The sequence below is a fragment of the Acidovorax sp. 210-6 genome (assembly GCF_010020825.1).
GTDB lineage: Bacteria > Pseudomonadota > Gammaproteobacteria > Burkholderiales > Burkholderiaceae_C > Simplicispira > Simplicispira sedimenti.
In genome coordinates this window covers 36,603-54,548 of the sequence record NZ_JAACJE010000003.1, presented here as the reverse complement: position 1 = coordinate 54,548, position 17,946 = coordinate 36,603, and the positions used below count along the sequence as shown (strand labels likewise).

The window sequence follows — 17,946 nt, the reverse complement described above, 5'->3', positions numbered from 1 at the left end:
GGCGACAACTACCTTGACATTCACCGGAGGGCGAGGGCGATGCTGATGCGACCCCTCGAATCTCATCGCCGGGTGTCATCTTTCACGCGGCCACCGGCATCGATGCGGCTACCGTGGCCCCAGTGCAGACCACACTGCAAAAACGCATCCTGCGCGCCTTCGTTGCTCGGGGCCTGCTGGAGAACTGTGACGCCAAAGACATGCTGGGCTACAAACACAGCGGCTTCTCGGTGGACGCCGGTGTCTGCATCGAAGCCCACGACCGCGCTGCGCTGGAGCGGCTGCTGCGCTATTGCGCGCGTCCACCGTTTTCCATGGAGCGCCTACGCAAAGAGGGAAGCAAACTGGTGTACCGCTGTGCCAAACAGCGCAGCGAGCCCACCAGTGACAAGCGTGGTGCCAAGGCAGATGAGCTGCACCTCACACCGCTGGAACTGATCGACCGCATCGCCGCGCTGGTGCCACCGCCACGCACCCACCGGCACCGCTACTTTGGTGTGCTGGCACCAAACTCGCCGCTGAGAGCGGCGGTAACGGCGCTGGCTCAGCCTGCTGCGTCGCAACCAGCCACGGTGGAGACTGCACAACCTGGCGCGGGCGTACCTGGGGTGGCGGCGCCGGGCAACGCGGCCACACCCACACCCGAACCTGAAGCACGCCCGAAGCGAGCGGCGCATTACTTGTGGGCGGTGCTGATTGCCCGCATCTACGAGGCATTTCCGCTGCTGTGCCCCATGTGCGGTGGGCAGATGCGCATCATTGCCTTCATCACCCACAGCGCCGAAATCCGCCACATCCTGAACCACATCGGGGTGGAGTCTGCCCCCCCGCACATCACCCCGGCACGCGGGCCACCGCTGTGGGAGGGCTGCGACGCGCCGGTGGATGATGGTGCGCAAGGCGAGCCGGATTGGGATCTGGCAGCTCAACCCGACGAGGTAGACCAGCGCGTCAATTGGTGACCCAGTGAAGCGGCGGTATCCATCGCTGCGGGGAAGCAGCTGCGCGCGCGCCAGGCCCAAATGCATACTGCCTCCCAAGCTCTTGCCATTGAGCGGCAAGCGAGCGCTCAACCTTCCTTGGCCGAACGTGTTTCGAGGCCCAAAACTCGTGCCATACTTGGCCTCATGCGGTTGAATTTCCTATCCGTCCCCTGCGCGATCGAGATGTGCGCCTCGCGCCTGTACGCTTCGAGGTCCAGCGTTGCGCCTATCCGCGGGTGCTGTCCGTTCACCAGGCAGACCCAGTCCTGCGGATACAGCGCCTGCTGGTAGAAGCCCGCCTCCAGCCAGGGCAGGAAGCCGATGGCGAGATCCGCCTCGCCGTTCTGCAGGGCGCGCGCGGTGTTGCCGTCGATCCTGGCCGCTTCCAGGGTGATGCCGGGGGCGAGCGCGCGGACATGCGCCAGGATGTGCGGCAACAGCGTGACGTGGCTGGCATCGGTCATGCAGATGCGGAAGCGCCGCTCCACCAGGGCGGGGTCGAACGCGCCGGGTCCGACGGACAGCTGACGCAGGGCCTGCAAGGCCTGCCGCGCCGGCGCGATCAGTTCGGTCGCGCGCGGGGTGGGTGCCATGCGGTCCGACGTCCGCACGAACAGCGGATCGTCGAGCGCCTGCCTCAGCTTGCCGAGCCAGGTGCTGACGGTGGGCTGGCTTTGGCCCAGCTGCTCGGCCGCGCGGGTCACGCTGCCCGTGGTGTACAGCAGGTCGAACAGGCGCAGCAGCTTGGGGTCGAGCAGTTGGTCGTCCGGATGGATTTTCGTCATGGCTGGCGAAGGGTAATCCCGCGCGCGCCACCGGTCCGGCCTAGAAGCGCTGGCGCGTCCAGGCGGCCACGTAGTCGAACAGGTTCTTCACCGAGTTGGAGAAGTTGGCGGCCGGAACCCCGCAGTTGGCGCAGGGCGTGAAGCCGTGCGTGGCGCCTTCGATGAAGACCAGGTCCTTGTCGCGGCTGGCGGCGTTCTCGAACTCCTCTTCCGAATCGCGGATGAACAGGTAGCCGCCCATGCCGGCGAACATGACGGGCACGGAGATCGACTTCACAGCGCAGACCGTGTCGTTGTTGGTGCTGCAGTGGTCGATGCCGTCCAGCGAATTGGTGGAGCGCACGGCCTGCGTGCTGAGGAATGAGCGCAGCGTGAGCAGCTTGGTGCCGGTGTCGAAGGCGTTGGTGGAGTCCTTCGTGATCAGTTCGGGGGGCGCGACGGAGACCACGACCTGCTCGCTGATGGTGCCGTCGTTCTTCAGCAGCTTGCGCGGGGTCTTGGTGCGGCGCAGGCTGATGTCGGTGTCCAGGCTGTGCAGCTGCGATGCGCCGCCCGGGCCGGCGCCCGGGTTGCCACCGTGCGGAATGGCGAACAGGTCGTTGTCCGGGTAGGGGCCGCTGCCGGCGCGAATCGCCGCCATGCGCGCCAGCGCCTGGTCGATCAGCCGGTTCATGCGGCGCGACTGGGCGGCGAAGTAGCGCGCCTGGAAGTCCGGCGAGTACTTCGAGGAGCCGGTGGCGCTGTAGCCGTTGGCCGGCGCGTAGGGATCGAGGGCCGGGTCGAAGTCCCTGGGCGTTTCACTCCGCAGGGAGCCGTTGAGGCTGCGCAGCAGGATGACCGGCACGCCCGGGTGTGCGTCGACGAAGGCGATGCCGTCGGCGCGCGGCAGGCCCGCCAGGTCGGCGCGGCAGGGCACGATCTTGCGCGGGTCCTGGCAGAAGGCCAGGCCGTTCTCGGCCACGGCCTGGTAGAAGCTCAGGGTGGGCCCGCCGCCGCTGTGGGCGAGGAACAGCACCCGTTCGATGCCCGGTTGCCGGCGCAGGAACTCGACGCCGGCCTTGACGTCCAGGGCGATGCGGTCCCAGTCGACCAGCAGCTCGTTGTTGTCGTAGCGCGTGTTCATGCACAGCGCGGCGAAGCCGCGCCGGGGCAGTTCGGTGCAGCCGGGGTGCTGCAGGTAGTTGCCGGTGCGGTGGACGATCAGGAAGGCGATGCGCGGGGCGGGCCCGGCGTCGGGCTTGTAGTACATGGCCTTGGCCGGCCCGAGCATCATGAACGCGGGATTGCTCTGCGCGTGCGCGAACAGCGGGCTGGCGGTGAGCAGGAACAGCGCGAACGGTCGCAGCCAACGGAGCAGTTTCTTCATGTGCTTTTCTTGAGTGGGGACAAGTTGGCGATTCTAGCATCAATTGGTCGCGCCGGGAGCCATGTGCGCGGTGGCCTTATTTGCGTGGCAACAGCAGCTGCCCGACCTTCTCCTGCAGGCGTCCCTTGAGGCCGTTGGCGATCACGCCCAGCAGTCCCGGGAGCGTGAGCTCGAGGGTGACCGTCGTGTCGCCCACGTCGACGACTCCACCGACGGATTGACCCATGGTCGCCAGGTTGAAGCGCAGCCGGTCTCCTTCCCACTGCTGCCCGCCGGCCCCGCTGATGCCGGGAAGCTGCTGCAGCATGCGGGCGAAACCCTCGTCGATCCGGCGGCGCGCCTCCGCGCGGCCAAGCTGGTGTGGGATGGTGATCGTGATGGGTGACGTCATGGCGGCGGGGGCGAGTCGGTGCAGCTGCGAGGTTACACGCGAACGCCGCGACGATGCGCGATGCTGCCCGTGCGTGATCCGCGGCGTGTGCCAGCCGACGGCTTGATGCGCATCAAATTGCCCGGAGCCGCAGGGTCCAGCATCGCGTCATGAAGATCCTCCTCTTGAAGCTGGCCGCTGTCGCGGCAGCCACCGCGGTCATCGCGGTTCCTTCACTGGCCGACCAGCGGGTCACCCGCCCGGCCGAGCCCGCCAGGATCCTGCACCTGGACCAACGTTATCGGCATGACCACTACTATCCCGGCCCCGGGTTTGCGACGCCCGTGCTGCCAGTTGGCAGCATCGGCGTGAGCGGGCGCGACGGACAGTGGTTCTTCCATGCCGGCGTTTGGTTCCGGCCCGTGGGGCCCCGCTACATCGTGGCTCCGCCTCCACCCGGGATGATCGTGCCTTACCTTCCGCCCGCGCACGTGACGCTCTGGCTGGGCGGGGCGCCCTACTACTACGCCAACAGCGTCTACTACGCGGCGACGCCGGAAGGGTATGTCGTCGTTGCTCCTCCGCCAGGTGCCGAGCACGCTCGCGTGGCGCTGGTTCCGCCCACCTTCATCGCGTATCCGCGGCTCGGGCAGTCTGCTGCCCCATGTAAAAGACCGGTGGGGCATCTTCCATGCGCAGCCCTTTGTGCTCAATGAGCGCCAGGCGGGCGTGGCCATTGAAGGTGTCATCCGCCAAGAAAAGCTGGAGACCAGCCAGCTTGCTGTGGATACCCATGGCTACACCGACTTTGCCATGTCACATGCCCGTTTGCTTGGTTTTGATCTTTGCCCGCGGTTGAAGGAACTCAAACAGCGCCACCTCTTTGTGCCACGCGGCACCAAAGTGCCCGCAGAAATCGCTGCGGTGTGCGAAGCCAATGTCGACGTCGCTTTGATCGAAAAGCATTGGGATAGTCTGGTGCACCTGGCAGCCTCGGTCATGAGCGGACATGCCAGTGCGGTGGCAGCTCTTGCGCGGTTCGGTTCTGCCGCCCAGGGCGATCCAATCTATGAGGCTGGCGTGCAATTGGGGCGGTTGCTGCGTACGGCGTTTTTGGCTGACTACTTTGTCAAGGACGCTTTCAGGAACGAGTTGCGCCGGGTGCTCAATCGGGGCGAGGCTGTTAACGCCCTCAAGCGCGCCATTTATACCGGCCGGATCAGCCCGGCGCAGGCCAAACGTGTCGATGAAATGCAGGCTGTGGCCGATGCGTTGAGCCTGATGGCCAACATCGTGATGGCGTGGAATACCTCACAGATGCAGGCGGTCCTGGATCGCTGGTCGAACCGCCGCCAGGTCATTCCACCGGAACTGATCGGGAAGATTGCGCCCACCAGGCTGGAGAGCATCAACTTGCGGGGTGTGTTTCGCTTCCCGGTTGACCGCTATGCTGACCAAATCCTGCCTTCGCGGCCAAATGCATCGATAACTGGCACCAATGGATGAAACCGACCACGGTTTGACGCCACGAATCGCAGATTTGAAAGTGAACAGGAAAGTCAATGAAATCAACGATCTACCAACACCACCTCCGCGCCAGTGCTAGCTTTTCGTACCGTCACTTATTGCACTGAAAACGAGGAGACCCCGAGCCCAATTGGTCCAGCGCGTCGAGGACATGGAAGGACAACTGGCGCGGGAAGAAGCCCATCGAGTGTCGCTGGAGGAAAAGCACCAGCACGCGCGGGAAGCCTTGGAGCATTTCCGCTCTGCGGCGAGGGAGCAACGAGAACAGGACCAGCGGCAGTTCGAGCAGCAGATCCAGTTCCTGCAAGGGGAACTGCGCGCCGCCAAGGACACGCTGAATGCCAAGCAGCAGGAACTCATCCGCAGCCACGAAGACAATGCCCGGCTGTCGAGCGAACTGACCCAGGCTCGCAGTGAACTGCATCGCCTGGAAGGGGAGGCGCGATCGCTGCGCCCAGCCAAGGAGCAACTGGCTGTCGCCAACGAGAAACACCGGCAGCTGTCGGAACAGTTGCCCGTTTGCTTGGTTTTGATCTTTGCCCGCGGTTGAAGGAACTCAAACAGCGCCACCTCTTTGTGCCACGCGGCACCAAAGTGCCCGCAGAAATCGCTGCGGTGTGCGAAGCCAATGTCGACGTCGCTTTGATCGAAAAGCATTGGGATAGTCTGGTGCACCTGGCAGCCTCGGTCATGAGCGGACATGCCAGTGCGGTGGCAGCTCTTGCGCGGTTCGGTTCTGCCGCCCAGGGCGATCCAATCTATGAGGCTGGCGTGCAATTGGGGCGGTTGCTGCGTACGGCGTTTTTGGCTGACTACTTTGTCAAGGACGCTTTCAGGAACGAGTTGCGCCGGGTGCTCAATCGGGGCGAGGCTGTTAACGCCCTCAAGCGCGCCATTTATACCGGCCGGATCAGCCCGGCGCAGGCCAAACGTGTCGATGAAATGCAGGCTGTGGCCGATGCGTTGAGCCTGATGGCCAACATCGTGATGGCGTGGAATACCTCACAGATGCAGGCGGTCCTGGATCGCTGGTCGAACCGCCGCCAGGTCATTCCACCGGAACTGATCGGGAAGATTGCGCCCACCAGGCTGGAGAGCATCAACTTGCGGGGTGTGTTTCGCTTCCCGGTTGACCGCTATGCTGACCAAATCCTGCCTTCGCGGCCAAATGCATCGATAACTGGCACCAATGGATGAAACCGACCACGGTTTGACGCCACGAATCGCAGATTTGAAAGTGAACAGGAAAGTCAATGAAATCAACGATCTACCAACACCACCTCCGCGCCAGTGCTAGCTTTTCGTACCGTCACTTATTGCACTGAAAACGAGGAGACCAGGTAATCCTCTGCAGGCGATGGAAAGCCCGCATGCACGCTGGTATCCGCTTGCGGCAGCACAAGGGCTGCGCTGCCCAGCGGAACCGGCGTGGAGGCATGAGGGATTGCACTGTACATTCATACAGTTTAATGCCGGCGCTCGCCTTGCGCTTCATCGCCCCCTAGACTGCCGTCAAGTTTCCAGGGAAAGGACTGCCCATGTGCTACTCGGCCGCCGTTCGTGCTGACCACGCGGCGTTTCAACGCCTGTTCCCAAAGTCGCGCCTGGCGCTCAAGGATTTCTTCGAGCTGTACTGGCGGAAGAAGGCCGGTAAGCCGGTTGTACGGACGCCCAGGGCCATGGATGTGCAATTCGCAGATCCGCACACCCAGGACGAGCACGCCATCCATGACCTCATTGCGGCGCATGACGCTGCCCAGGTCATCGCCATCGAGCAGGACCTATTCAGGCAGCGCAAGCGCCAGGCCGACGCCATCCGCAGCTTGCAGGCCAAGACGACGAAGAAGGCCCAGGAGGACCAGCGCATAGCCACGGCGAAGATTGACCAGGCGCTGGCCCGCCTGGCGCGCTTGAAGCGCGGCGGGGGAGGGGAGGCCGATGCCCGGATTTTTCCGGGTTGGTGGGCGCCGGTGCTGATGATCGAGGACGGCGAGCCCGTGATTCGGCCAATGCGCTACCAGTGCCGCCCAGCGGGCAAGCCCGCTGCCTACGATACCAAGTACCCCGGCACCTACAACGCCAGGAGGGACAACCTGCAGGGATTTTGGCGCGGCCAGTTCGGACACACGCACGGCCTGATGATCGTGTCGGCCTTTTTCGAGAACGTGGCCAGGCACGCGGCCGAGGGACGCAAGCTGCTGCCAGGCGAGAGCCCGGAGAACATGGTGTTGAGATTCGAGCCACGTCCACCACAGGATATGTACGTCGCGTGCCTCTACTCGCATTGGACGAGTCCAGAGGCGGGTGAGCCCGATCTGTGGTCTTTCGCCGCCGTCACGGATGATCCGCCGCCCGAGGTGGCCGCAGCCGGGCATGACCGCTGCATTGTGCAGCTACGGCCCGAGCACGTCGCCGCATGGCTGACGCCCCAAGGGCGCACCCTGGACGAGCTTGACGGGCTGCTGGACGACAAGGAGCGGCCCTACTATGAGCACCGGAAGGCGGCATGACCCCCTGGTTTCGCGGGCGCGAAAGTACGCTGAACAACTCCCGGCACTCCGAGCGCCTGCAGCGCGGCCATGCTGCGCTGAACAACTCCCGCTCATGCAATGCGGTACGCTGAACAACTCCCGCAACCACATGTTTCCGATGTGCATAACTCTGTGGGTAAGCCTGTGGGAAATCGGTGGATTTCAAAAGTTATGTACGCTGAACAACTCCCGCGAACTTATCTCTTTAAAATCAATGACTTAGGCCTGATTTTCAGACTTATCCACGCTGAACAACCCCCGCGAAGTACGCTGAACAACTCCCGCCACCTGCAAAAAATACCGGCGTAAGTCCCCGTCAGCACAGCGAATTCACGATTTTGCGCGGCCCCCCCCTGTATTTCTCTCTCCTATACTTATTCCTCCTGTAGTCATGGGAGCCCGCCGCCTCTTGGGGCTTCGCCCCGCCGGCTCCTACGGCCCGCAAGCGGGCCTCCGCCCAGGGCCGCAAGCGGCCCTTCCCGCCCGGCATCCCCAATACCATGAATAGGCCCCCCGCTGGGGGGCAGGTAAAGGGCGTAGCGGCAAAGCCGCTCGCACTCCCCCCGGCTTCCAGCCCGCGCCTAGGGCGCTCCTCGGCGTGGGGCGTGCCGCCCCCCGACCCCCTGGGGCTGCCGCCCCCCTGTGCGCCCTTCGGCGCACGGGCACCCCCCGCGACAAATACAGAAGAAAGCGGCTCCCCTGGGGTCAAAACAGGCCCGCAACGGCCCCTGGAAGGGCGCTAGGCGGCCTTTCAGGGGAGAACACAGAAAACGGAAAAAATCGCACGCTAAGGCTTTGGCATGTGCGCCGAAGTCGCGCCGTGCTTGGGTTGTCGGTTGCGGTGTCCGGTTGGAGTACAGCCCAACCGGGCGTCAGACGAAGCGGCGAAAGAGCGTCAGAGTAGGGTCTTTCCCGGCATTTCCTGACGCCATCGGCGCGGCGTCTATGGCCTCAACCTGACACGCCAGCCCTTAGCGTGCTTTGTTGTCCGAATTCTGAGACGACCCCTTTCAGGGCTGAGGCAGGGGAGGGGTGCCCTGGCGTGCCAGGGCCGCTACGGGCCGTGGTGCCGATTTTGAGCGCTTGGCACCATGGCTCATCGGTGGCCACGGCCTGGCGCAATGGCGCTGGCCGCTGGTGTCACCGCCCTGGCCAGCTCGATATGGGCGGGCGACGGCGTGGCCGCCGCGCCAGTCTCGCGCCGAGCCGTGGCGTTGATACGAAAAAACCGCTTGTGTATCGTATCGTATTGCCGTATCATATCAATTCATATCTGTATTGATATGAAATACATTTGAACGATACGAAAGGGCAAATCATGGCGCGTCAAGGAATCACGTATGAACAGGTGTCCGCCGTGGCGGATGCTCTCATGGCTGAGGGCCTGCAGCCCGCGATTCGCGCCGTGCGCGAACGGCTGGGCTTCACGGGGTCACCGAACACCATCCACAAGCACTTATCGACGTGGCGCGAGGCCCGGCCTGTAGCGGCTGCCGCCGCTCCTGAGCTGCCCAGGGCACTCACGGCGGCTATCGCCGCCGAGATTGCGCGGACTGCATCGGAAGCTCGCGCAGAGATCGAGGCCCGGTTGGTGCAGGCCCAAGGCGAGGCGACCGACCTTGCTGCAGCCGGGGAGGCCCTGGAGGGCGAGAAGGACGAACTGATTGAGCAGGTGGCCGCTCTGACCAGCGAGCGCGATACCCTGGCGGGCAAGGCCGCGCAGCAGAGCGCCGACCTGGCCGACCAGGCGCAGCGCATCGAGCGGGAGCAGCAGGCCGCCGAAGCGGCCCGCGTCGAGCTGGCGACGGCCCGGCTCAAGATCGAGGCCCAGGCTGAACGCCTCGCGGAACAGGGCGCGGAGCTGGAGCGGCTGCGTCAGTTGCTGGAGGTCGAGGGCAAGGCGCGCATCGGTGCCGAGCAGCAGGCCGCCGTGCTGGCGGCCCGGCTGGAAGCTGCGACCGCCGATGCCCAGCGCGTCGGGGAGCGGGCCGAGCGGGCGGAACAGCTCGCCGCGCAGACAGCGGCAGCGCTGGAGAACGCCCGCGCCACTGCGGCCGATGCCCGCGAGAATGGCGCACGCCTGTCGGGTCAGGTGGAGTCGCTGCAGGCCCAGCAACAGGCACAGACCGGGGAAATCGAAAGGCTGCGCGCCCTGGCGGCCAAGAAGCCCAGCGAGCCGAAGCGGGCGGCGGGTCCGAAGGGCGGGGGCGCTGTGGCTTAACGCTCCAGATCCAGGGTCGGAGGGCGAATCTCGGCTGGTGCCGTGTCCCGTGCTTGCTCGCGCAGCGCGTTCTCTCGGCAGCGCGCTAGGACGATGGCGCGCTCCTTCTCGCTGAAATTCTGAGTGTCCAGGTGCTTGATGATCGCATCGAGTTTCGATTGCGTAGCCGGTGGCAGCTTCTCCACTTCGCGGGTGGCTCGAAACTGTGCCTGGTCGTTCTCGGGGAATATCTGCTGCTGGCGCGTGTTCTCTCGCAGGCCCTGGGCGACGTGTTCAGCAATTTGGGCCAGGCCCCAGGGTTGAAGCGGCTCATTCTGCTGCACCACCGAGTTCTGCCAGGCATGATTGAATGCCTGTGGGTTGTAGCCCTTGCGCTGGGCGACCGTTTCGACCATGAGGCAAAAAACCTCTTCGGCCTGCTCGCTGCGCTTGGTGTCGGGGTAGGCTTCCTCTACCGCTCTCCAATAGTTGTCCCTGAGTGCGCCGGGATGGTTCCTGGCCTCGATGATGGCTTCTAGAAGTGCTCGCTTGTCTTGCTCTGCGAAAGTATTGATGCCGGAATGTCCAATTCCTTCGTGGGCGAGGGTGGACGCAATTTCCGATTTGTCATGGTTGGCGGCAAGGGCCAAGGCAATTGTGTTGGTGCTTCGTGAGAAGGCGCCGAGCTTTCCGTTCCAGGCTTCAGTTGCTGATGTTGCGTTTTCCCCGTAAGCATTTTGAAAATCACTTTCCGTTTCTAGAATGACATAATTGAGATGTGCGAGTCCTTCGTATTCTTTTTTAAACTCGCTTATCGCGCTTTCAGTTTCTTTCCTGGAAACCGGCATTGGTTTTATTTTAGTTTGGGCTGAGATGTACTCGCACGCGAATTGTGTTTCCTTGTGGTGGTCGAGTGGTGTTTTCTGTGAATGTTCGCCCTGCGTATTCGTAGGTTACTGTGTAGCCGATGGGTCTACGTTGGTATGAAGTTTCATTGTAGTCTTGATAGCACCGTTGGTCTTGATTTCTGTTTCTGCCTTCTAGATAGTGTCCTGTCATGGCTCCTGTTGCTGCGCCTACTGCTGCTCCTGCAACGCGTCCGTTTCCTTTTCCGACTTGACTTCCGATGAGGCCTCCGGCGATGGCTCCTATTGCGGTTCCTGCTCCGTACTCGCTACTTTCTTGGCGGTTTTGATCGCACACCACGCGATTTGTTCTTGGTACTGTGTAGTTGCTGTAGCGTTCTCTCACGTCTACTACCCGCGCGTAGTCGTCAAAATTTGCTGCCAGGGCGTTTGTTGCGGCCAGCGCTGCGATGCAGACTGTGATCGGTTTTTTCATGCTTATCTTTCAAGGTTTGAGAAAGCATATAGTCTATTCATCTAACTCGGATTTTGTTGAATCACAACGTTATGTCTGTAATTCATTGAAACCGATTGGGTTTAATTCAAAAAGAGCATTTTCGCGTCCGCGAAAACCGGACGCCCCCGCCCCTGCGGGGCTTTGCGCTGCTCGCCTGATTCGGCTCGATCCCTGCGGGATTGCCCTGGCGGGCACAGCTCCAGGCCGCCTTGCTGTGCTCTAGGGGGCAATGCTTCGCATCTCCCCCCGCCGCTGGGGCTTCCCCCTTGGAAGACAGCAAGAAGGGCGCAAGGCCCTACTTGCGGGGCAATCCGGGGCATGTGCCCGAAGCCCGCGCGCTTGCGCGCGGGTTGGCCGGTAGGGGCCGGGGCGGTAGCCCTGCAGCTCGCTTTGCGAGCTGCACCCCGGTATCCCGGCCAAGGTATGCCCTGGCGGGCCTACGCTTCAATCTCTCTCGTGTTCGCTGCGCGAATACTCCCCTTGGTGCATTTTTGTAGCCCAACAGCCCTGTTTATCAGGGCGCGGTTTGAGGGCGGGGAAGTGCTGGGTGGGTGTTTCGCGGTGGGTGTCTGTTGCGTGTTGGCGCTGCTGGTGTTACGCCGCTGTGCGGCTACATGGGGCGTTGCCCCATACCCGGATGCTGGCCAGGTCTTAAGTGGGAGGTGATTTTGGGTTGCAATGTATTACACTTGAGCAACCTAATCAGGTTGACGGATAAAATGGGATTGGTATAATATCAATCATGGTGAACGGCAAGAAGTCACCATAACAATCTAGTCAAGTTAATGAAGGAGTTTGATATGCGTTTAGCAAGTCGTTTTGGTCGTGGTTCTAATTTGATTTACTCTAATAGCGCTTTGGCTGATGATGAAATCCGAGCGGTTGCACCTTCAATTTTTGCCGAAGCGGCGCATGAAAGCCGTTCGGGGCGATATACCTACATCCCGACGATTGATGTATTGCGCGGATTGCGCAAGGAGGGTTTTCAGCCATTTATGGCGTGCCAAACGCGCGTGCGAGATTCTGGGAAGCGCGAGCACACAAAACACATGCTGCGATTGCGCCATGCCGGTCAAATTGTCGGAAGGGAGGTTAACGAGATAATTTTGCTGAACTCCCATGATGGGACGAGCAGTTATCAAATGTTGGCCGGGATGTTTAGATTTGTTTGCCATAATGGCATGATTTGCGGGGAAGTTCAAAATGATATTCGCGTCCGCCACAATGGTGATGTGGTGGGCGAGGTTATTGAGGGTGCTTTCCGGGTTCTTGATAGTTTCGAGGCCATCACGGAGCAACGCGAGGCAATGCAGGGCCTGGCGTTAAATGACGGGGAGCAGGCGGCATTTGCGCGGGCGGCTCTGCAGCTCAAGTATGACGAGGTCACGGCACCGATAACTGAAGATCAAATTCTGATGCCGCGCCGTATCGAGGATCGTTCTAACGATATGTGGCGCACCTTCAACCGAGTTCAAGAAAACCTACTGAAAGGCGGTTTGCGCGGTCGTAATGCCTCGGGGCGTACTACCACCACCCGCCCGGTGAATGGGATTGATCAAAGCGTCAAGCTCAATCGAGCACTCTGGGTTCTGGCGGAGGAAATGCGAAAACTCAAAGCATGAACAAAGAGGGCTCGGCCCTCTTTGTAATTTATTATAAAAATACTTGATAAAAGTTTTGTGTTCTGTATTCTGGAGGTGTACGGTGTTATAGGTGATGCTATGAAAGTTAATGCAGTCAATGGTTATCGTTTTAAGGCGGGGTTTTTAAAGCTTGCAGGTGTAACTGTATTTTTGATTCGGATAACGTTGTTTTATATTCTTCTTTGGGTTCGCATCCCGATTGTTTTGGTGCTCCAGGCCGTTACGTCACTTGCTGCTGTGGCGTTTTTAATTATGGTTGTTGTCCGTGGGTGGTCTAATGCGTTTGATGTATTTTGGCCGCTATTGGTATTTTCGTTTTGTGCCTTTGTTTTGAATTGGGTATATGACGGCATATTGATGCTATTATCACCAGAAGATATTTTCATCGGCTTTTGAATTTCAATATTGCATAAAAATCAGTTTTCGCGTGCGCGAAAACTATGCGCCGCGCCCTTGGGGTCTTGCGCTGCGCTCTAGGGGGCAATGCTTCGCATCTCCCCCCGCCGCTGGGGCTTCCCCCTTGGAAGACAGCAAGAAGGGCGCAAGGCCCTACTTGCGGGGCAATCCGGGGCATGTGCCCGAAGCCCGCGCGCTTGCGCGCGGGTTGGCCGGTAGGGGCCGGGGCGGTAGCCCTGCAGCTCGCTTTGCGAGCTGCACCCCGGTATCCCGGCCAAGGTATGCCCTGGCGGGCCTACGCTTCAATCTCTCTCGTGTTCGCTGCGCGAATACTCCCCTTGGTGCATTTTTGTAGCCCAACAGCCCTGTTTATCAGGGCGCGGTTTGAGGGCGGGGAAGTGCTGGGTGGGTGTTTCGCGGTGGGTGTCTGTTGCGTGTTGGCGCTGCTGGTGTTACGCCGCTGTGCGGCTACATGGGGCGTTGCCCCATACCCGGATGCTGGCCAGGTCTTAAGTGGGAGGTGATTTTGGGTTGCAATGTATTACACTTGAGCAACCTAATCAGGTTGACGGATAAAATGGGATTGGTATAATATCAATCATGGTGAACGGCAAGAAGTCACCATAACAATCTAGTCAAGTTAATGAAGGAGTTTGATATGCAGAAAGGTGGTAATGTTGTTGGTCTGGTTCAGGCGCGAGTGATTTATAAAGTTATGCGTTTGCTGGACGAGGCTGGCGGGTTGTTGTCTTTGGAAGTTGGGGTTGAGTCTGATAAGGTTATTGTTTCGCAATTTTATGGTGATGAGGTGCGTATCAGTAAGCGAAGACTGGAAGGGGTTGATAGTGAGACTTATCCGGATCGATCCGCATTTGCTGCTGCGTATGGGATTGATGAATTTTCAGAGTCTCCATTTTCTCCCGAATAAAACCAAAAGCTATCAACCGGAATAATATTATGAACAATGTCAAAAATCGTACCGAGGAAATTATTAAGACTCGCCGCGATGTGTACGGCGACAGGGTAGAGCGCCGCCGCGATGGTTTGATTATGAAGGCCGCTACTCTGGAGAATCGAGCCAACAGCTTATTGGATTCGGCCCGCGAACGGGCATCGAGTATCCCCCTTGGGCAGCCAATTCTTATTGGTCACTATTCCGAAAATCGCGACCGTCGTTTCAGAAACAAGATTCACGACGATATGGGCAGGGGTTTTGGTTTGTTGAATCAAGCTCAGGATGTTTGTATGCAAGCCCAGGGTGTCGGTGGCGTGATTTCCTCCGACGACCCGGATGCACTGGTTAAGCTGCGCGAACAGTTGCAGCATGCCCAGGCTTCGCAGACCATGATGGTTTTGGTTAACAAACAAATCCGCAAGCACAAGGGCGACCAGGCGGCGACATTGGTTGCGCTGGTTGACCTCGGAATGACCGATGCCAATGCTTGCGAGGCCCTGAAACCCGACTTTGCGGGCCGTGTCGGCTTCCCATCCTACGCACTCAGCAACAACAACGCGAACATTCGCCGCATCGAACAGCGCATCAAGGAGATCGAACGCAACATGCAGGCCGCGGACGTGGAGCGCACCCTCGCCAGTGGCGTTATTTACCGCGAGGATGTGGCCCTGAATCGCATCATGTTCCAGTTCAATTTCAAGCCTGAGCAGGCGTCTCGCGACGTGCTGAAGCGCTGCGGGTTTCGTTGGGCACCATCCAATGGCGCATGGCAACGCCAGTTGAACAACGCCGGGCGATGGGCTGCGAAGGCTGTGATCGAGGCCCTTGTGCTGGATAAGGAACTCGGGGCCTGATCGAGTGCAGCGCGGGCCGTTTCGCGGACGAGAAACGGCCCGCACTCGCATGGGGAACACCATGAGCGAACAAGCAGGATTCGACTTTGGCCGTGAGGGGCCACTTTGCAGCTTCATCCAGCCTGCCGGGACATGGCTTGTTGCTGAATTCACGGCCGAGGAACACGCCGCCAGGTTGACCGCAGCCGAGGCCTGCGCCGCTTCGCTCGCTCCCGTGCTGCGCCCCTTTTACATGCGCGGAATCCGGGCCACCCGTGTCGAGCTGGAGCGCCTGGCGCCTCACATGGACAGCGGCGCAGTTTTCGGGCTTCATGCCATCGCCGTGACGGCCACTTGCCAAGAGGTGGACGAGCTGCAGCGCCAGGATCTGGCCGGGCTGGGCATCGAGCACAAGACACGCCGGGCAGCGGCCACCGAGCAGATGCAGGCGCTCTACGCGCCAGGCGTGGGCACTATCACCGTGCGCCCGCATACCGATGGTTCCAGATCCATCGGCTTCGCGCACTACAGGAATTCGGACATGCTTCCGAGCTATCGGGACAGCCAGCCCGTGTACGAGCTGTCGGAGGTGGTATGGGGGCCGACATACGCATCCCAGGCCATTGCCGAGGCAGGGGAGGGCATCGCCAGCGTCAAGACCTATCTCTATGGTGGCCGGGAATGGATCAACGATGGTGGGATGTATTTCAGCGGCAATGCATCCTGCGAGGCGTGGGCCATCACCAGGCGCGCATATTGGGATGGCGAAACCTACTCCTACCGTGACCAGGTGAAGGCATGGGACGCCGGGACGCTGGAGCGCGGCGACCGGCGCGGCCTGGTCGTGAAGGTGCGCGGCATCGAGTGCGTGTTGACCGGCGCGGCGACGTTCACCGACTACCGGCCAGCGGCCCAGGAGCCGCAGGCCTCGGGTGATTGTGTGGCCGAATGGGAGCCCGGCATAGGAAGCCGTGTCCGAGCCCGCAGGAAGTGCGGCATCGGCCCATTCGACAATTTCCCGCTGCTGGTGAAGAAGCGGGACGTGGTGGTGAGCAAAGGGGGTGACGTGGTGCTTTTCACGTGCGAGACAACAGGCCCGTTGACATCCTCACCGGCCTAAACGCCGGAGATTCCTTCTGCAAGACGGCGATGTCCCGCCGCGAGAATGTTTTTTGCTGCATTCACGTCCCGGTCGTGTACCGCGCCGCAGTCGCCGCAAACCCATTCTCTTATTCGCAAACCTGCTCTACCTTTCGGACTGCTGGCGGGAATGCTCCCGCAGCACGAGCAAGTCTGGGTGGTGTAGCTTTCGTTGACTACCTCGAAGACGATACCGGCCTGCTGGCTCTTGTATTCCAACATCGTCTTCAAACTGGCCCAGCCCGCATCCAGCGTGCTCTTGGCCATCTTGGTTTTGACCAGCTTGGTGCTGGCCACGTCGCCCACAAAGATGGCGGCGTTGTCCTTGACCAGCGCCGTGCTGAACTTGTGCAGCATGTCCTTGCGCTGGTTGGCTATCTTGGCGTGGATCGCCTTGGTCCGTTGCTTCTTGCCGGCCCGCTGGGCCAAGCCCAGATCGCCTTCGAGCTGGCGATAAAAGCGCCCCACGATGCGCTGGCCATCCGAGGCCACAGCAGCTTCCTTCAATCCCAGGTCGATACCGATGCTGGCAGTGCCGCTGCTGGCCTTGGCCTGCACCTTCACCACCACGTTCAGATACCAGCGTCCCCGGCTGTCTTCGCTGAACGAACCGGCACGCAACTCGTAGTCGCCCAGGCCGTAGCTGTCCCAGAGGCTGAACTTCTGGCCAGCAAAGGCGATTTGTCCAGCCTTGTATTGCAGCGCCCGAGCCTTGAATGGCACCCAGCCCAGGCTGTACTTGCTGGACTTGGGATTGGAGACACGCCAGCGCAGTTTGGTGCGCTTGAACTGTTTGCGGGCCTTGGCATAGTCCTCGCAGACCTGCTGCACGGTGGGAGAACCAATTTGCACGCCATCGCACTTGCTGAACCCGTTGGTCAGCTTTTGCAGGTCGTAGCCGGAGAGCCATCGGCTGCGTTCACGAATGGCGCGATGGCTGGTTTCGTTGCAGTAGTTCCACACCTGATTGACCTCGCGTGCCATCGCAGACAGCACGCGAGCGTGCTTGTCTTTGATGCGCAGGCGCAGGGTCTTGGTGCAATCCATGCTGCGTATTATTATTGGTCTATGAAACTGACGCAAGAGGCGCTATGGCACGTCCACGCAAGATAGATAGCGATTTAAGACACGGAAGGCACTGTGTCTTTGTCCTGCATGTGCATTTGGTATTCGTTACCAAGTACCGGCGCAATGTGTTCAAGAAGGAGCACCTGGAGGCCATGCACACCATCCTGGCCAGCGTCTGCAAGGACTTTGAGGCTGAGTTGGTGGAGTTCAACGGCGAACATGATCATGTGCATCTGCTGATCAACTACCCGCCCAAGGTGGCCTTGTCCAGCCTGGTCGCTTCGCTCAAAGGTGTGTCGGCCAGGTTGCTGCGAAAAGAGTTCGGGGATTTTCATCCCTGGCTCAAGCGCCGTGGTGTGCTGTGGTCGCCGTCGTACTTTGCTTCAAGCTGTGGCGGTGCGCCAATCGACATCCTGCGCCAATACATCGAAGAGCAACAAACACCCCATTAGGACGCCTGCGGCGTCCGCGCTCTCAACCCCGGACTGAACCCCGAGGCTTCTCGCGCCATTGGTGACTCGCAAGACGCGACGCAACGGGAGTACCTACACGGAGTTTCCGCAGTGGCAGGGCTTCTACGAAGCCGGTGAGCTGGAGCCCGACCTGTCCAGGGCGTGAGGGGTATGGGGCATCGCCCCATGTCTGCCCTTCACTCGCGCAGCGTACCCCATGGCATGGGGCGCAGCGCAACTAGCGCGCCTGGTGCCTGCCATGTCATGGAACGCATGAACATGCACAGCCGCATCCAGCAGCCAGCACCTGGGCGGGCGTTCATCGCGTGGCGCGG

The 17,946-nt window shown here is 60.8% G+C and carries 15 protein-coding genes and 4 pseudogenes; 13 read left to right on the top strand and 6 right to left on the bottom strand.

Translation table 11 applies throughout. From position 1 onward, the window contains the following. Positions 1-26: 26 nt before the first annotated feature. Positions 27-962: pseudogene (locus GWK50_RS19510) on the top strand (IS91-like element ISPps1 family transposase); the annotation flags it as partial. A gap of 185 nt (positions 963-1,147) precedes the next feature. Here the strand turns inward: GWK50_RS19510 and GWK50_RS19505 are convergent. The 3 genes and pseudogenes from GWK50_RS19505 to GWK50_RS19495 form a co-directional block, all read right to left on the bottom strand. Beyond that, positions 1,148-1,768: pseudogene (locus GWK50_RS19505) on the bottom strand (LysR family transcriptional regulator); the annotation flags it as partial. A gap of 40 nt (positions 1,769-1,808) precedes the next feature. Beyond that, positions 1,809-3,134, bottom strand: coding sequence for a hypothetical protein (locus tag GWK50_RS19500; protein ID WP_162018234.1), 1,326 nt, complete (start codon positions 3,132-3,134; stop codon positions 1,809-1,811). 76 nt (positions 3,135-3,210) lie between these two features. Then, a complete protein-coding gene (locus GWK50_RS19495; protein WP_162018233.1) occupies positions 3,211-3,525 on the bottom strand; it encodes a polyhydroxyalkanoic acid system family protein in 315 nt (104 codons plus the stop codon). Positions 3,526-3,674: 149 nt separating this feature from the next. Here GWK50_RS19495 and GWK50_RS19490 point away from each other — a divergent pair, with 149 nt between their 5' ends. From GWK50_RS19490 to GWK50_RS19465, 6 genes and pseudogenes are all read left to right on the top strand, one after another. Continuing rightward, on the top strand, positions 3,675-4,220 hold the full coding sequence (locus tag GWK50_RS19490) for a DUF6515 family protein (protein WP_162018232.1): 546 nt from the start codon (positions 3,675-3,677) through the stop codon (positions 4,218-4,220). Then, positions 4,168-5,010 (top strand): annotated as a pseudogene (locus tag GWK50_RS19485) (Tn3 family transposase); the annotation flags it as partial. The gene GWK50_RS19490 and the pseudogene GWK50_RS19485, both read left to right, overlap by 53 nt. A gap of 151 nt (positions 5,011-5,161) precedes the next feature. Further along, a complete protein-coding gene (locus GWK50_RS19480; RefSeq protein WP_162018231.1) occupies positions 5,162-5,581 on the top strand; it encodes a hypothetical protein in 420 nt (139 codons plus the stop codon). Further along, positions 5,545-6,228 (top strand): annotated as a pseudogene (locus GWK50_RS19475) (Tn3 family transposase); the annotation flags it as partial. The gene GWK50_RS19480 and the pseudogene GWK50_RS19475, both read left to right, overlap by 37 nt. A gap of 341 nt (positions 6,229-6,569) precedes the next feature. After that, positions 6,570-7,541: an SOS response-associated peptidase family protein gene (locus GWK50_RS19470; RefSeq protein WP_162018230.1), complete on the top strand. Its 972-nt coding sequence runs from the start codon at positions 6,570-6,572 to the stop codon at positions 7,539-7,541. A gap of 1,339 nt (positions 7,542-8,880) precedes the next feature. Continuing rightward, on the top strand, positions 8,881-9,783 hold the full coding sequence (locus GWK50_RS19465) for a DNA-binding protein (protein ID WP_162018229.1): 903 nt from the start codon (positions 8,881-8,883) through the stop codon (positions 9,781-9,783). Here GWK50_RS19465 and GWK50_RS19460 read toward each other — a convergent pair. Together GWK50_RS19460 and GWK50_RS19455 are read right to left on the bottom strand one after the other, a co-directional pair. Beyond that, complete coding sequence (locus tag GWK50_RS19460; RefSeq protein WP_162018228.1) at positions 9,780-10,610, bottom strand: hypothetical protein; 831 nt, start codon at positions 10,608-10,610, stop codon at positions 9,780-9,782. The genes GWK50_RS19465 and GWK50_RS19460 overlap by 4 nt on opposite strands. Positions 10,611-10,620: 10 nt before the next feature. Next, positions 10,621-11,103, bottom strand: coding sequence for a glycine zipper 2TM domain-containing protein (locus tag GWK50_RS19455; protein ID WP_162018227.1), 483 nt, complete (start codon positions 11,101-11,103; stop codon positions 10,621-10,623). A gap of 821 nt (positions 11,104-11,924) precedes the next feature. Here GWK50_RS19455 and GWK50_RS19450 point away from each other — a divergent pair. The 5 genes from GWK50_RS19450 to GWK50_RS19430 all read left to right on the top strand — a co-directional run bounded on the left by GWK50_RS19450 (position 11,925) and on the right by GWK50_RS19430 (position 16,071). Then, positions 11,925-12,746 carry a DUF932 domain-containing protein gene (locus tag GWK50_RS19450; RefSeq protein ID WP_162018226.1) on the top strand — a complete coding sequence of 274 codons (822 nt, stop codon included), beginning with the start codon at positions 11,925-11,927 and terminating at the stop codon, positions 12,744-12,746. Between the two features lie 99 nt (positions 12,747-12,845). Next, positions 12,846-13,163, top strand: coding sequence for a hypothetical protein (locus tag GWK50_RS19445; protein ID WP_162018225.1), 318 nt, complete (start codon positions 12,846-12,848; stop codon positions 13,161-13,163). 658 nt (positions 13,164-13,821) lie between these two features. Beyond that, positions 13,822-14,091 (top strand): hypothetical protein, encoded by a 270-nt coding sequence (locus GWK50_RS19440; protein WP_162018224.1) that lies wholly within the window; start codon positions 13,822-13,824, stop codon positions 14,089-14,091. A 29-nt stretch (positions 14,092-14,120) separates the two neighbouring features. Beyond that, entirely contained in the window at positions 14,121-14,972 is an 852-nt protein-coding gene (locus GWK50_RS19435) for a DUF3560 domain-containing protein (RefSeq protein ID WP_242455510.1), read from the top strand. Positions 14,973-15,033: 61 nt separating this feature from the next. Then, complete coding sequence (locus GWK50_RS19430) at positions 15,034-16,071, top strand: hypothetical protein (RefSeq protein ID WP_162018223.1); 1,038 nt, start codon at positions 15,034-15,036, stop codon at positions 16,069-16,071. Here GWK50_RS19430 and GWK50_RS19425 read toward each other — a convergent pair. Continuing rightward, a complete protein-coding gene (locus GWK50_RS19425; protein WP_162018222.1) occupies positions 16,068-17,138 on the bottom strand; it encodes an RNA-guided endonuclease TnpB family protein in 1,071 nt (356 codons plus the stop codon). The genes GWK50_RS19430 and GWK50_RS19425 overlap by 4 nt on opposite strands. A gap of 44 nt (positions 17,139-17,182) precedes the next feature. Between GWK50_RS19425 and tnpA the strand changes: the two genes are divergently transcribed. Then, a complete protein-coding gene (gene tnpA / locus GWK50_RS19420; RefSeq protein ID WP_162018221.1) occupies positions 17,183-17,611 on the top strand; it encodes an IS200/IS605 family transposase in 429 nt (142 codons plus the stop codon). The last annotated feature ends 335 nt before the right edge of the window (positions 17,612-17,946 follow it).